Genomic DNA, 14,321 nt, shown 5'->3' on the forward strand with positions numbered 1-14,321 from the left:
AATTGCTTATTATTAATCCAGATGGATAATAAAACAGATCACCGTCAACCGGTATCCATCGTCACCGTCAATTACAACGGCGGCTCGCTGCTGAGTCAGTGCGTGCACGCTGTTCGTGACCAAGCGCGGGAAGTCATTATTGTTGACAATGCTTCGTCCGACTCAAGTCTGACGGAGCTCGAGCACCTTTTTTCCTCCAACGATCACTTCCAAATCATTCGTTTGCCCCATAACCACGGATTCGCCGCCGGTTGTAATACCGGCCTTAGCGCATCAACGCAACCTTATATTCTTTTCCTGAATCCGGATTGCATCCTGCAGGAAAATTCATTACAGCGCATGGTACAAGTAATGGAATCGGATCTGCGGATCGGCATGGTTGGCGGGTATCTTGTTAACCCCGACGGTTCCGAACAGGGCGGCGGGCGGCGTGCCATTCCTACGCCGTGGCGGGCTTTTGTCCGCGCTTTCGGTTTATATCGTTTGGCAAAATTCTGGCCAAAAGTGTTTTTTGATTTTCATCTGGATCAACAGCCTCTCCCCCTAAAACCTGTCGAAGTGGAAGCGATCTCCGGCGCATTGATGCTGGTGCGGCGTCAAGCGATTGATGATGTCGGTTCCTGGGATGATCACTATTTTCTGCATTGCGAAGATTTGGATTGGTGCATGCGGTTCAAACAAAAAAACTGGAAAATCGTTTTTGTGCCGGATGCGCCGGTAATACATCATAAAGGCACCTGCAGCCGTTCCCGGCCTTTTTTTGTTGCTTGGCATAAACATAAAGGCATGGCACGGTTCTATAAAAAATTTTTCCGTCAGCAATATCCTATTGGATTGATGGCCATTGTGACGGCAGGCATATGGCTCCGCTTTGGCGTCACCGTCATTTATTACGTTCTCAGAATGTTACCGAAAATGGGTACCCGGACATGAATGAGAAACAAGCGGGAGTTTTGGGTGCGACCAGTTTAGCCGGTGAATGCATCCTGCGGCAATTGGTGCAAAATGGCTGGCATGTAAATGCGTTTTCCCGGCGCGCAATCACTCACAGTCACCCGCAAATTACTTGGAAACAGATTAATGCACCCCGCCCGGCAGGCTATGATAATGATCCCATTCCCTATTGGTTATGCGCGGCTCCCATCTGGGCTTTACCCGAATACTTTAATTTACTAATAGCCTACGGCGCACAACGAGTTGTAGTATTATCTTCCACCAGCCGCTTTACCAAGGAAATTTCATCCGATCCATTAGAAAAGAAAATTGTGCAGCAATTGATAACGGGCGAAGGTGAAGTGCAAGCATGGGCAACCAGGCATAAAATTGATTGGATTATTTTGCGGCCCACATTGATTTACGGATACGGACGCGATAAGAATATCAGTGAAATCGCTGTATTCATCCGCCGGTTTGGTTTTTTCCCTTTGTTTGGCGCTGCGCAGGGATTGCGGCAACCTATTCACGTCGAAGATGTTGCTTTGGCTTGTTGTAGAGCACTTGATACTTTAAATTTGACTAATCGTTCCTATAATCTTAGCGGTGGAGAAGTATTATCATTTCGGGAAATGGTCCGGCGCGTATTCGAAGCGCTGGATCTTCCCCCAAGAATGTTCACGGTGCCAATGGGACTATTTAAACTAGCACTTTGGGGATTGAAGTGGCTGCCTCGTTATCGCAATTGGTCGCCAGCAATGGCTGAAAGGATGAATCAAAATTTAATGTTCGATAGTTCGGAAGCGCAGCGGGATCTTAACATTACACCCAGACGGTTTAAAATCATGGCAGCAGATCTGCCATGTTCATTCAAGCAGTAAACAATTCATATCCATGCAATGTATTTTCGCAAGCAATCAGAAAAAGCACACCTTCATGACGATTAATAACCGATGAAAATCAAATTGAAAGCGCCGCAAAATGAAGTTGCGCTTGCATTAGCCAGCTTTAAGAAAACCTTCCGGAACATCGGTGTTTTTAGCGCGGTGATCAATATGTTGATGCTCATGCCAGCCATCTATATGCTGCAGCTCTATGACAGCGTATTGACCAGCCGTAATGAAATGACATTGTTGATGTTGACACTGATCATGCTCGGCGCGTACGTTTTTATGGGCGCGCTCGAATATGTGCGCACCTTTGTTTTGATACGCGTAGGTGCACAACTCGACATGAAACTGAATCGGCGTGTCTATACCGCCGCCTTTGAAGCCAGTTTGAAGCATGGCGATACTAACGCCGGTCAGGCTTTGAAAGATTTAACCAACATCCGGCAGTTTCTTACCGGTAACGCGTTATTTGCTTTCTTTGATGCGCCTTGGTTCCCGATTTATTTATTCGTGATCTTTATGTTCCATCCGGCGCTGGGTGTGTTTGCGCTATGCGGCACCACCATATTGATTATATTGGCTTATATCAACGAGAAAATCTCACATCAACCGCTGGCCGATGCAAACTCGGTCGCAGTTGCTTCCACCAATTTGGCCACGAACAATTTGCGCAATGCTGAAGTCATTGAGGCGATGGGCATGCTGCCCAATCTTCAATCCCGCTGGTATCAATTGCACAGCCGTTTTCTTAATTTGCAAGCAGAAGCCAGCGAGAAATCCGGCATCGTCACGGCCCTATCCAAGTCTTCCACTGTCGCATTGCAGTCCATGATGCTGGGCCTCGGCGCATTATTGGTGCTGGATAACAGCATTACTCCCGGTATGATGATCGCCGGATCGATTCTGCTGGGCAGAGCGATCGCCCCGGTTCAGTTATTAATCAGTGTATGGCGACAAATCGGCGGGACTCGCAGCGCTTATGAACGGTTGGTCAAACTGCTGGATGACAACCCGGCGCGGAAAGCCGGAATGGCGTTGCCCAAGCCCCAGGGACAGATTACTGTTGAGAATGTCACAGCAGCGCCGCCCGGCAGTAAAATACCGGTGATCAAGGGGCTTAGCTTTTCTCTCCCTGCTGGCGAAATTCTGGGGATCATTGGTCCGAGCGGTTCCGGAAAATCAACCTTGGCACGCTTGCTGGTCGGCGTATGGCCGGCTGCTGCCGGAAAGGTCCGGCTCGACGGCGCCGATGTGTATCTTTGGAACAAAGATGAGTTAGGACCGCACGTGGGTTATCTGCCTCAAGATATCGAGTTATTCGCAGGGTCCGTATCAGAGAATATCGCCCGCTTTGGCGAAGTCCATGCGGAAAAAGTAATCTTGGCTGCCAAGCGCGCCGGTGTTCATGAAATGATTCTTAACATGCCGGAAGGTTACGATACGCAACTGGGTGATGGCGGCGCCGGATTATCCGGCGGACAAAAACAACGTCTTGGTTTGGCCCGGGCAATGTACGACGACCCTTCTTTGATCGTTCTTGATGAACCCAATTCGAATCTTGATGACACCGGCGAGCAAGCGTTGCTGGCGGCGATTATCGATTTGCGCAAGCGTGGCAAAACCATTGTGCTGATTACGCATCGCACCAGCATCCTGAGCGCAACCAATAAATTGTTGCTTTTGCATGATGGCACCGCAAAGATTTACGGCCCTACGCAACAAGTTATTGAAGCGCTTACCAAGCAACAACAGGCGCAATTGGCTCAGAAAAAAGAAAACGCGCCAACGCAAAACCAAGCGCCCCAAGCAAACGATACGAGCAATACTTAACAAAACGATATAAATATATGACGGCTTTTCTTACCATTGAAAACACTCTGATACTCGACCGGAAATTTTCATGAAGCTTGTGGCCGATAAAAAAGAAACAGTGACCGAGAGCACTCCGGTCCATCTACCCAACCAGGTCCATACCGACGATACCGTTTATACTAAACTCGGTTGGTGGATCGTTTTAGCCGGTTTTGGCGGATTTATTCTATGGGCAACCTTTGCACCGCTGGATAAAGGCGTACCGATTTCCGGTACCGTAACAGTTTCGAGTCACTTGCAGGCCGTGCAGCATCAGACCGGCGGCATTATCGACAGCATCCTGGTCAGAGAAGGCGATCATGTGAAAATTGGCCAAGTACTGGTTCGTATGAATGATGTACAAATCAAAGCAAAAGCGGAAATAACCAGAAATCAGCTTTATACCGCGCGCGCCATCGAAGCGCGGTTATTGGCCGAACGCGACGGCAGCAACGAGATCATTTTCCCGGATGAATTGCTGGTGCTGCATAGCGATAACCGCATCGCCAATAACATGCTCATCCAGAATCAGTTATTCACAGCACGCAAATTGGCCTTGCAACATGAAATAGCCGCTCTCGACGAGAGCATCTCCGGTTTTAAATCACAGTTGCGAGGTCTGGAAGCGGCACAAAGCAGTAAAAATCAACAATTAAAGCTATTAAAAGAACAATTGGATAATCTAAGGGAACTGTCACAAGACGGTTTTGTGCCACGAAACCGCGTTTTGGAGATCGAGCGCACTTACACGCAGCTTCAAGGTGAAATTTCATCCGATATCGGCAATGCAGGCCGCATTCAACGCCAAATAGCGGAGCTTGAGCAACGCCGCATTCATCGGTTGCAGGAATATCAAAAGGAAGTACGCCAGCAGTTATCCGACATCAAAAAAGAAGCGGATGCGCTCAGCAGTCACTTGCAGGCACAGGAATTTGAGTTGGCGAGTGTCGAGGTCAAAGCACCGGTGGACGGCACTGTAGTCGGAATGAATGTGTTTACCGAGAGCGGCGTTATCGGTCCAGGATTCAAATTGATGGATATCGTACCGAGCGATGACGTACTCGTTGTCACCGGACAGGTTCCGGTTCATTTGATCGACAAAATTTACATCGATCTTCCGGTCGATCTCATTTTTACGGCTCTCAATCAGAAAAAGACCCCGCAAATTCCCGGCATTGTCACACAAGTATCGGCTGACCGGCTGATCGACGATCGAACCGGATTACCATTTTTCAATATTAAAGCCAAGGTCACTCAGGAAGGTATGAAACTGTTGACTGATCAGCAGATCCGCGCGGGTATGCCGGTGGAAGTATTCATCAAAACCGGCGAGCGTTCATTGATGAACTATTTATTCAAACCGATCCTTGATCGTGCCCACTCAGCGCTGAGCGAAGAATAATCACAATGAAGTCTGTCTTTCTTAAGCTGTTGCTAATTATCGGTATATGGATCTTTCTGCATACTGCAACGCCCGCCGTTGCTATGAGCCTACTGGATGCTTATGAAGCGGCATTGAATCATGACCCGACTTTCCGCGCGGCAATGCACGAAAACGAAGCGGGACAACAAGCAGAAGCTATCGGTCGCGCAGGACTCTTACCGAGCCTGAACGTCACGCATGCGCAAAATAAGAATTCGGGTACTTTGACACAAGGTAATGTCACCGAACCTCTCAATTTTGACGGTCAGGTCAGCACCCTAACGCTACGCCAACCTTTGTTCAATATGGAAGCCATTGCGGGCTACCAGCAAGGCAAAGCAAAAGCCGATTCCAGCCGCGCTAAATTTGTCAGCAATAGCCAGCAACTCGTTGTCCGGTTGGTTGAAGCCTATGTGGAAACATTATTGGCACAGGATCATGTGACTATCGCCGAAGCCCAACTGGAAGCCCTCGAAGAACTTAAGCGCGTAAACGAGCGCATGTTACAGAAGGGTGAAGGCACGACCACGGATGTACTGGAAACGCTATCGAAACATGCGATCGCGCAGGCTAAATTGATTGAAACTAAAGACGAGCTGGAAATCGCAAAGCTTAAACTCGAGGCCATTGTCGGACAAAAAATTACAAAACTGGACCGGCTCTCTCCATCTTTTAGCACGCAGTCGGTTCAATTGCCGGATTATGATAATTGGCATAGCCTGGCACTCGAGCAAAATGCGGAATTAATAACTCAGCGACATACGGTCATTTCCGGTAAAGAAGAAATTAAGAAAAACCGCGCAGGCCATATGCCCCGTCTTGATTTTGTGGCCAGTCTTACAAAAAATCAACGCGGTTCATTTATTAATCGTGGCCTGGATGCAGAATTCGGTACAGTGGGCATCGAAGTTAATATGCCGCTTTATTCGGGAGGCCGCGTTAGCGCCCTTACTACGCAAGCCACAGCAAATCATGCTCGTGCTGAGGCTGATCTTGATGCGATGACCGATAAGGTTCTCGTGGAACTTCGCAAACAATACAATCTATTGATAAGCGGGGTTAAAAGAATCGAATCGCTGGAACTTGCGGTTAAATCAGCGGAGCTATTGGTAGAAGCAACGCAGAAAAGCATCCGCGGCGGCATCCGCATCAATTTGAATTTACTGGAAGCTCAGCAGCAATTGCATACCGCACGGCGTGATCTCGCTCAGGCAAAATACGGCTATTTACTCACTTTCCTTCGCTTGCAACTGGTTGCCGGCACGCTGGCACCGGAGGATTTAAGAAATATTGCAAGCCACTTCAAGACTGGGGGATATTGATCTAGTAACTGATCGATTCTTTCAATAACCATTCATTGCCAATGCAATCAACCACAATTCATAGCCAATCAAAATCGCATAACCGGCAAGAACCGAATAGTTAATATGCCGTACTCGAATCCCCTTGAACAAATAGACTTCATGATGGATTATCAACATGACAAGAGCCAATGACGTGAGGGCAAGCTTAAAGGCCACAAACTTTTCTGTACTATCTTCGATTAAAACCTCCATAAACCAATTCAATTCTTTACCGCCATTGGCAAGAATATTGAGCGTCAGAAATGCATCCATGGCACTTAAAAAAAGGACCGCGATCGCACACAGCATTAGATGGCCGGCATAACGATCAACATATACCGGTTTCCCTCTAGAAGTTATTCGACGCTCGCCCATTCTGCGGCCATTTCTGATTCCCAAATGATAGGCGCAAAAGAATGGCATCTCTTGACGCCGCTCTTGCCCCCGAATATTTAAAACTGCAATTGAATCTGTCATGTATCACCCTCCCTTTTATCATCTAAAACTTATGTCCCTAAGTTTTAGACCGAACTTTAGTTTGAGAAACTAATATAAATAATACAGCGCATTATGAAAAACGTTAGTGTAAAACTACATGTTGAGCATTGCAATAACCTTTTTTCAGGTTTTCCAACAAAAAAATTGACATAGAAGGTCATAACAAGTTCTAATACGCGGTTCTATATTGACTAAATTATGAGACTAAGATGAAACGCACATATCAGCCATCAGTTACAAAAAGGAAGCGTACGCATGGTTTTTTGGTTCGTATGAGAACGCGCAGCGGTGCTGCGGTGATTCGCGCTCGCCGTGCAAAAGGGCGTGCTCGCCTCAGTGTATAATTGCCAGTTAAATTTCTAATAATTTACTGAGAATCACTTCTGTTAAAACGATGCAAATTACGCCGAGCAACAGATTTCGCTGCGGTCATAAATTTTAAGCATCAAATTAGTGGAAATTTAATCCAAATTTACGCAAAACCGAACGAACTCGGTTGCGCGCGGTTTGGATTAATAGTTTCTAAGAAAATTGAACAGCGCGCGGTCAAACGAAACTGGATTAAGCGAATATTACGCGAAGCCTTTCGGAAGCACCGGTTTGAGTCTGGCACTCAAACATTGGACTGGGTTTTTCGAATGAGGCGCTCAATAAACAAAAATGAGTCGATAGAACTGATCTCGGAAATGCAATTACTAATGTTTCAATTACAGCAATGTCACGATTAGTTATCGCTTTGATTAAATTCTATCAGTATTGTATCAGTCCTTTCTTCTCACCCTCATGCCGTTTTAGCCCAACCTGTTCCCAATACGCTTGTGAGGCATACAAGAAATATGGTTTCATCCGGGGAACACGTTTAAGTGTCTGGCGTATTCTGCGATGCAATCCCTGGAATAAAGGTGGTTACGAGCCTGTGCCCTAGCGATTTTCCAATCACACTATCTTTGAACTCATCAACAAAATTATTGAGATAAAATCTATAGAACAGTAAATGCTCATTTTATCGCTTGCTTAACTGTCACTTTATGGGATGTTTGTTCTAGAAAAACAACTTGATTAGAAATAATGGAAACAAGAAAACTTATATTAATTATCATCTTCTCCACGTCATTACTTTTTTTGTGGGACTCATGGCAGAAAGAAATTTATCCTCCAGCCTCTCAAGCACTGCCTGGAGGAACTTCGAGCGCCACCAATCAGCACCATGATCCTTTACCAGTACCCGGCGATGAATTAACTTCCGCGACAAACGAATCCGGTGTGGCTTCCAAAGTGGAAGGTGTCAGTCCTTCAGTCACCCCCAATCTGTTTACCATTGGTGAAAAAATACAAGTGCAGACGGATATGGTTGTCGCTGAAATTGATACGGCAGGCGGCGATATCCGGCAACTCGGTTTGATCTTGCATCCGTCCAGAGAAGACATTAACAAACCCTATGAGTTATTGCTAGATAAAGCAGCACGATTCCAGGTATCCCAATCAGGCCTAATCGGCGACGGATTACCCAATCATAAAACCAAATATTCCGCAGAGTCTAACAGTTACCAGCTGGAAGCTGGCCAGGATAAAATTGTCGTGCGCCTGACGGCTCCCGAAGAAAATGGTATACAAGTAACCAAGTCATATACCTTTCATCGCGGCAGTTATGTTATCGATGTCGGATTTGAAATTGCCAATCATGGCGAATCAACGATTATTCCGTTTTCCTACTTCCAAATGCTCCGGGATGCGAACGAACCTGCTGGAGCCGGCGCATTGGTTCATTCCTATACAGGCCCAGCGATGTATACGGACACGGAAAAATTCCTGAAAATTAAATTTTCCGATCTGGATAAAGGAAAAGCGGAGTATCCGACCAATGACGATAATGGCTGGATTGCCATGCTGGAACATTATTTCCTGACAGCCTGGCTACCAACTCCTAACACGCCCCGTGAATATTTTGCCAAGCGTTTGGCGCCCAACCAGTATACTGCCGGTGTAATTGCACCTGTTGGCGCGATTGAGCCGGACCAGGTCAAGAATATCTCTATGCCGTTTTATGCCGGTCCGCAAGAACAGGACAAACTCGCCGAATTAGCCCCCGGACTTGAATTGACCGTGGATTACGGTTGGCTAACAGTACTTGCCAAACCCTTGTTCTGGTTACTATCCTTCTATCACTCATGGACAGATAATTGGGGAGCGGCGATCATTCTCTTGACTGTCACTGTCAAGCTTCTGTTCTTTCCATTGTCCGCCGCTGGTTATCGCTCAATGGCAAAACTCCGGGTTGTCACACCGAAATTGCAACGTATCCGTGAGCAATACGCCAGTGACCGGCAACGCATGCATCAAGCCATGATGGAATTTTACAAAGAAGAAAAAATTAATCCCATGGGAGGCTGCTTACCTATTCTGGTGCAAATACCGGTATTCATCGCGCTGTTCTGGACACTCATGGCAGCCGTAGAGTTACGATACGCACCGCTTGCGCTATGGATAACCGATATGTCGGTACCCGATCCCTATTACGTTTTACCCGTAATTATGGGGATCTCGATGTGGGTGCAATCGAAACTCAGCCCCACTCCGACCGATCCGATACAAGCGAAAGTCATGCAAATAATGCCCTTTGCTTTCAGTATTTTCTTTTTCTTCTTTCCAGCAGGGCTCGTGCTTTATTCGTTGTGCAACAATATCCTTTCGATCGCTCAGCAATGGCAAATCACCCGCATGTTCGAAAATAAAGCGGAAAGCGAATCCAATAAGGATAAAAATAACAGAAAAGGCAAGGGCAAGCCTGAGCCGGTTTCCGAAAAGCCTCTGCTGACCGCCAATGCGGAAAATGAAACAACGGCAACCGAGACAACTGCGGTTGTAAGCACCGAACAAGAGGTGAAAAAACAAACTCAGCCGGCGGCAGCAACATCCAATAAAGCTAAAGCACCTGCAAAAGCTAAAAGCGGAGCTACTCCTAGGAAAACCAGAAAGAAATAGCGCTTTCGTTCCACATGGCCGGTTTTTCTCCTGAAGAACCGGCCGGATATTTTCAGATGCAGTCTTTCGGAGTCTATTGATCTTAAGCACTGATATCATTGCAGCCATTGCAACCCCGCCAGGTCGCGGTGGGATCGGGGTAATTCGCATTTCTGGCAAGAATTTAACAAATCTTGCAAAAGTAATACTCGGACAGCTTCCAAAACCACGTTTCGCCAGTTTCTGCAATTTTCTGGATACTGAAGGTCAAATTATTGACCAAGGCATCGCCCTCTACTTTCAAGCACCTCATTCATATACCGGTGAGGATGTGTTGGAACTGCAAGGCCATGGCGGCCCCGCCGTGATGAATCTACTGCTCACCAACTGTCTTGCAGCAGGCGCACGTTTAGCGCAACCGGGTGAATTTACATTTCGTGCTTTTCTCAATCATAAAATCGATTTAATTCAGGCCGAAAGTGTAGCAACCATTATTGAAGCCAGTACCAATGAAGCTGCCCGGTGTGCGCTAACTTCTTTGCAAGGCCATTTCTCAACCAGAATAAATGAATTAGTCAGCGCATTGATAACACTGCGCATGTTTGTCGAGGCAACCCTGGATTTCCCCGAGGATGAAATCGATAATATTAACACCTTAAAAATTAACGAGAAGCTGTTGCAAATTCATAGCAAATTGGAACAGATAACATTGTCAGCGCAACAAGGAAATATATTGCAGGAAGGTATCCGGGTGGCGATTGTCGGTGCTCCGAATGCAGGAAAGTCGAGTTTATTGAATCAGTTGATACAAGAAGAAGCGGCCATAGTCACCGACGTACCCGGTACTACTCGCGATACCATCCAGCGTACCATCAGCATCGCCGGTATCCCGATTCATATCATCGATACAGCAGGTCTTAGAGAAACGGCTGATATCGTCGAAAAAAAAGGCATTGAACGCACGCATGCCGTGATCCAGAACGCTGACATGGTTCTCTATTTGATTGACATTAACCAGAACCGAATCAATTCCGTAGATCCAATCCAGCAAGCGCTCCCAAGCGACAAGCCGCAAATCACGATATTCAATAAAATTGACTTAATTAACCAGCAGCCTGAAATTAGAGAGCTGGCAAAGGGTCCCGCTATTTATCTTTCTGCGAAAACCGGAACCGGAATCGAGCTGTTGCGACAGAAAATACTGGATTTAGCCGGATGGCGATCCGGGGTGGCGGGAGAGGGTTTATTTATGGCTAGACAACGTCATCTTGAGGCTTTGAAACTGGTTCAATCACATATCATGACTGCGCAGTCAATGACCATGCAAGAATCTCCACTGGAAATTCTTGCTGAAGAATTGCGGCTGGCGCAAGATACTTTATCATCCATTACCGGGGAATTCACTGCCGATGATTTACTGGGTGAAATTTTTTCCCGCTTTTGCATCGGAAAATAATTAGCAGCTTTTATGTGTAGTAATTCAGACTTGATCTGACAGCAGGGTCTTGCCAAGAGGTGGGATTACCCGGTTTGATAGAGGTGCGAAACTTTATCAACCAAACGCGAAAGCGAAAAGGAGTAATCCCATGAGTAGTGTTCAACAGAAAGTCATCAAACACAAGATTGGTCTGCTTAATTTGGCAGCCGAACTTGGCAATGTATCCCGCGCCTGTAAGGTGATGGGTTTTTCCCGCGATACTTTCTATCGCTATCAAGCAGCGGTAGAAGCAGGGGGCGTTGAAGCGCTGATCGATGCGAATCGACGCAAGCCCAACATCAAGAACCGTGTAGAAGAAGCGACGGAGGTGGCGGTCACTGCTTTCGCCCTGGAGCAACCGGCTTTTGGTCAAGTCCGAGTTTCCAATGAACTGCGCAAACGCGGAATCTTTGTTTCTCCGTCTGGTGTTCGTTCGGTGTGGCTGCGCCAGAATCTGGAGTCGTTCAAAAAGCGTTTGTCGGCTTTGGAAAAGCATGTCGCCGAGACCGGAACGGTGCTGACTGAGGCGCAGGTGCAGGCGCTAGAGAAAAAACAGGACGATGATGTGGCCCATGGTGAGATCGAGACCGCTCATCCTGGCTATCTCGGTAGCCAGGACACGTTTTATGTCGGCACCCTCAAGGGTGTGGGGCGGATATACCAGCAAACCTTCGTCGACACCTATTCCAAATGGGCGGCCGCCAAGTTGTATACCACCAAGACACCAATCACAGCGGCTGATTTGCTCAATGACCGGGTACTGCCGTTCTTCGCTGAGCAAGGTATGGGCGTCATCCGCATCCTGACCGACCGTGGCACCGAATATTGCGGCAGACCGGAGAGTCACGATTACCAGCTCTATCTGGCACTGAGCGAGATTGAGCATACCAAAACGAAAGCCAATCATCCTCAGACCAACGGTATTTGCGAGCGTTTCCACAAAACCATCTTGCAGGAATTCTACCAAGTGGCATTCCGGCGCAAGATCTACCACTCGATCGAGGAGTTACAACACGATCTGGATGAATGGATGGCGTATTACAACAGTTCGCGTACTCACCAAGGAAAGATGTGCTGCGGACGCACGCCAATGCAAACTTTAATTGACGCAAAGGAGGTATGGAACGATAAAATCACCGCATTGAATAACTGAATTTGATCTAACAGGCACATCGTCAAATCGGGGGGGCTGTCAGATCAGGTCGCGATTACTACATTTTATGCAAACCGACTCGCTGCAAGCCGATACCTTGATTTAGAACTTTTCTTTGAATCATGCGGCAATTGTTCATATTCATACCAGCGTTGCTTGATTTCTTGACGCTTTTGAACCGGCAATTGCTCCAATTTCTTGAATCTTTCCCTAGCTTGTTTTCGCTGCTCAGCGGTCAATGAGTGCCAGCTTTGCATTTGCGATTGAACACGCTGTTGTTCGTTCGGATTCATCTTGGGATAGCGCTTGGCAACACCTAACCATTTTTTCTTGCGAGCCGACTCCATACCATCCCATGACTCCCTCAATGGTTCCAAGATTTTCTGCTGTTCAAGTGTCAAATCTTTCCATCGCGGCTTGCCTGATTCAGCGAAAGCTTCAAAAGAAAAAAATAAAAAAAGACTGAGAAAGGTAATTAATCGATATCGAGCCATTTCTCAAACTCATTATCAATATAGGCATCTACCGGTAAGTCGTCCGCTAAAATTTGAACATCAATTGCTGCGTTACGATCGTGTTCAAAAAATTGTGTAATAAACACATTCATCACGACAAAAATAATCGTCAATAACAACAGCAACTTCCCAGAATCGAAATGAACACCATGACGCCCATAAACCGAATTGCCGCGACCGGAATTGATTAACTTCAATGGTTCAGGTTCACATTGTTCCAGCGCTGCCCGGCGGGCGGATTGCAGCCGGTACAAAGTACTTTGCTTTACCGTTTCGTCAGCACTTTGATCCAATAGCTTGGCAACTTTCTTCCCAAATTCATGCTCGTTCATAATTCCACTCCTTTTGCTTTGAGTATTGTAGCTAAAGTATGTACTGCACGGGAACAATGTGTTTTAACACTTCCTTCCGAACATTTCATAATAATAGCCGTTTCCGCTAAACTCATCTCTTCCCAATAACGCAATATAAAGGCTTCCCGTTGACGAGGCGGAAGAATTTGAAGCGACTCTTCAATTAGCGCAATAAGTTGTGCTTTCTCGATTTGCGCATCGGGACTATTGTGATCCTGATTAACTTGTAAGGTTTCGAGAATATCGAATTCTTCTTGATTCTTATCCTGGTCCTTAGGGGTAAACGATGAAAATAGCGTAGTCCAAAGCGTGCGGATTTTTTGCCGGCGGTAATAATCACGAATGGTATTCTGCAAAATGCGTTGAAACAGCAGCGGCAACTCCTCAGGGGGTCGAGCAGCATAATTCACTGTAAGTTTCATCATGGAATCCTGCACGATATCCAGTGCGGCCTGCTCATCATGAACTGCAAACATGGCTTGTTTATAGGCGCGCCTCTCGGTTTCAGCCAGAAAATCTGAGAGTTCTTGTCGAGTAGCCAGGATACCAACCTTTAGGAATGTATAAAACGCATGCGTGAAAGTTTAGAATAATCAATGTAAAATTTTTGTAAAATGGGTGGTAAATTGCTTCATAAAAACGCCATTTCTTTAACCCAAGTTAATAAAATATAACTTGATAGTCTTTCCCAATAAATCCAAGGCGAACATCATTACCAACCAGTCTAAAGGCTTGCTATCATGCAACAACGCATCGTTCACTGCCCACAATGCGGTAAACCTGTGATTTGGCAGACTTCCAGCTTTTTTAGGCCGTTTTGTTCCGAACGCTGCAAGTTGAATGACCTAGCACAATGGGCGCAAGAATCATATCGCGTTCCGGATTCTCGAACAGACCCGGAAGACAACAATAGCACTGAATAGA

The 14,321-nt window shown here is 46.5% G+C and carries 16 protein-coding genes; 12 read left to right on the forward strand and 4 right to left on the reverse strand.

Annotated elements, in window-relative coordinates; genetic code table 11:
* Positions 1 to 21: 21 nt before the first annotated feature.
* The 5 genes from ACV7NC_RS08590 to ACV7NC_RS08610 all read left to right on the forward strand — a co-directional run bounded on the left by ACV7NC_RS08590 (position 22) and on the right by ACV7NC_RS08610 (position 6,419).
* The gene (locus ACV7NC_RS08590) at positions 22 to 933 is read left to right on the forward strand and encodes a glycosyltransferase family 2 protein (protein WP_458152108.1); all 912 of its coding nucleotides are present in this window, start codon (positions 22 to 24) and stop codon (positions 931 to 933) included.
* Positions 930 to 1,814, forward strand: a complete 885-nt coding sequence (locus tag ACV7NC_RS08595; RefSeq protein WP_458152109.1) for an NAD-dependent epimerase/dehydratase family protein — start codon at positions 930 to 932, stop codon at positions 1,812 to 1,814. The genes ACV7NC_RS08590 and ACV7NC_RS08595 overlap by 4 nt, the downstream gene beginning before the upstream one ends.
* A gap of 72 nt (positions 1,815 to 1,886) precedes the next feature.
* On the forward strand, positions 1,887 to 3,653 hold the full coding sequence (locus ACV7NC_RS08600) for a type I secretion system permease/ATPase (RefSeq protein ID WP_458152111.1): 1,767 nt from the start codon (positions 1,887 to 1,889) through the stop codon (positions 3,651 to 3,653).
* 70 nt (positions 3,654 to 3,723) lie between these two features.
* A complete protein-coding gene (locus ACV7NC_RS08605) occupies positions 3,724 to 5,076 on the forward strand; it encodes an HlyD family type I secretion periplasmic adaptor subunit (RefSeq protein WP_458152112.1) in 1,353 nt (450 codons plus the stop codon).
* A 5-nt stretch (positions 5,077 to 5,081) separates the two neighbouring features.
* Entirely contained in the window at positions 5,082 to 6,419 is a 1,338-nt protein-coding gene (locus ACV7NC_RS08610) for a TolC family outer membrane protein (protein WP_458152113.1), read from the forward strand.
* Positions 6,420 to 6,440: 21 nt separating this feature from the next.
* Here the strand turns inward: ACV7NC_RS08610 and ACV7NC_RS08615 are convergent, their stop codons facing one another.
* Positions 6,441 to 6,917 (reverse strand): DUF5658 family protein, encoded by a 477-nt coding sequence (locus ACV7NC_RS08615; RefSeq protein ID WP_458152114.1) that lies wholly within the window; start codon positions 6,915 to 6,917, stop codon positions 6,441 to 6,443.
* Between the two features lie 230 nt (positions 6,918 to 7,147).
* Between ACV7NC_RS08615 and rpmH the strand changes: the two genes are divergently transcribed.
* The 6 genes from rpmH to ACV7NC_RS08645 all read left to right on the forward strand — a co-directional run bounded on the left by rpmH (position 7,148) and on the right by ACV7NC_RS08645 (position 12,529).
* Complete coding sequence (gene rpmH / locus ACV7NC_RS08620) at positions 7,148 to 7,282, forward strand: 50S ribosomal protein L34 (RefSeq protein WP_458152115.1); 135 nt, start codon at positions 7,148 to 7,150, stop codon at positions 7,280 to 7,282.
* A 39-nt stretch (positions 7,283 to 7,321) separates the two neighbouring features.
* Entirely contained in the window at positions 7,322 to 7,666 is a 345-nt protein-coding gene (gene rnpA / locus ACV7NC_RS08625; RefSeq protein ID WP_458154885.1) for a ribonuclease P protein component, read from the forward strand.
* A complete protein-coding gene (gene yidD / locus ACV7NC_RS08630; RefSeq protein WP_458152116.1) occupies positions 7,654 to 7,863 on the forward strand; it encodes a membrane protein insertion efficiency factor YidD in 210 nt (69 codons plus the stop codon). The genes rnpA and yidD overlap by 13 nt, the downstream gene beginning before the upstream one ends.
* Positions 7,864 to 8,006: 143 nt before the next feature.
* Positions 8,007 to 9,920: a membrane protein insertase YidC gene (gene yidC, locus ACV7NC_RS08635; protein WP_458152117.1), complete on the forward strand. Its 1,914-nt coding sequence runs from the start codon at positions 8,007 to 8,009 to the stop codon at positions 9,918 to 9,920.
* Positions 9,921 to 9,999: 79 nt separating this feature from the next.
* Complete coding sequence (mnmE, locus tag ACV7NC_RS08640) at positions 10,000 to 11,355, forward strand: tRNA uridine-5-carboxymethylaminomethyl(34) synthesis GTPase MnmE (RefSeq protein WP_458154887.1); 1,356 nt, start codon at positions 10,000 to 10,002, stop codon at positions 11,353 to 11,355.
* A 130-nt stretch (positions 11,356 to 11,485) separates the two neighbouring features.
* The gene (locus tag ACV7NC_RS08645; protein ID WP_458152119.1) at positions 11,486 to 12,529 is read left to right on the forward strand and encodes an IS481 family transposase; all 1,044 of its coding nucleotides are present in this window, start codon (positions 11,486 to 11,488) and stop codon (positions 12,527 to 12,529) included.
* A gap of 65 nt (positions 12,530 to 12,594) precedes the next feature.
* Here ACV7NC_RS08645 and ACV7NC_RS08650 read toward each other — a convergent pair whose 3' ends face one another.
* Genes ACV7NC_RS08650 through ACV7NC_RS08660 form a run of 3 tightly spaced genes read right to left on the reverse strand, consistent with a single transcriptional unit; the run spans position 12,595 to position 13,939 of the window.
* Complete coding sequence (locus ACV7NC_RS08650; RefSeq protein ID WP_458152120.1) at positions 12,595 to 13,023, reverse strand: DUF3106 domain-containing protein; 429 nt, start codon at positions 13,021 to 13,023, stop codon at positions 12,595 to 12,597.
* Positions 13,005 to 13,376 carry a DUF3619 family protein gene (locus ACV7NC_RS08655; protein WP_458152121.1) on the reverse strand — a complete coding sequence of 124 codons (372 nt, stop codon included), beginning with the start codon at positions 13,374 to 13,376 and terminating at the stop codon, positions 13,005 to 13,007. Before ACV7NC_RS08655 ends, ACV7NC_RS08650 begins: the two co-directional genes overlap by 19 nt.
* On the reverse strand, positions 13,373 to 13,939 hold the full coding sequence (locus ACV7NC_RS08660; RefSeq protein WP_458154889.1) for an RNA polymerase sigma factor: 567 nt from the start codon (positions 13,937 to 13,939) through the stop codon (positions 13,373 to 13,375). The genes ACV7NC_RS08655 and ACV7NC_RS08660 overlap by 4 nt, the downstream gene beginning before the upstream one ends.
* Before the next feature lie 198 nt (positions 13,940 to 14,137).
* Between ACV7NC_RS08660 and ACV7NC_RS08665 the strand changes: the two genes are divergently transcribed.
* Complete coding sequence (locus tag ACV7NC_RS08665) at positions 14,138 to 14,320, forward strand: DNA gyrase inhibitor YacG (protein WP_458152123.1); 183 nt, start codon at positions 14,138 to 14,140, stop codon at positions 14,318 to 14,320.
* Position 14,321: the final 1 nt, after the last annotated feature.

The sequence above is a fragment of the Nitrosomonas limosa genome, from assembly GCF_054188085.1.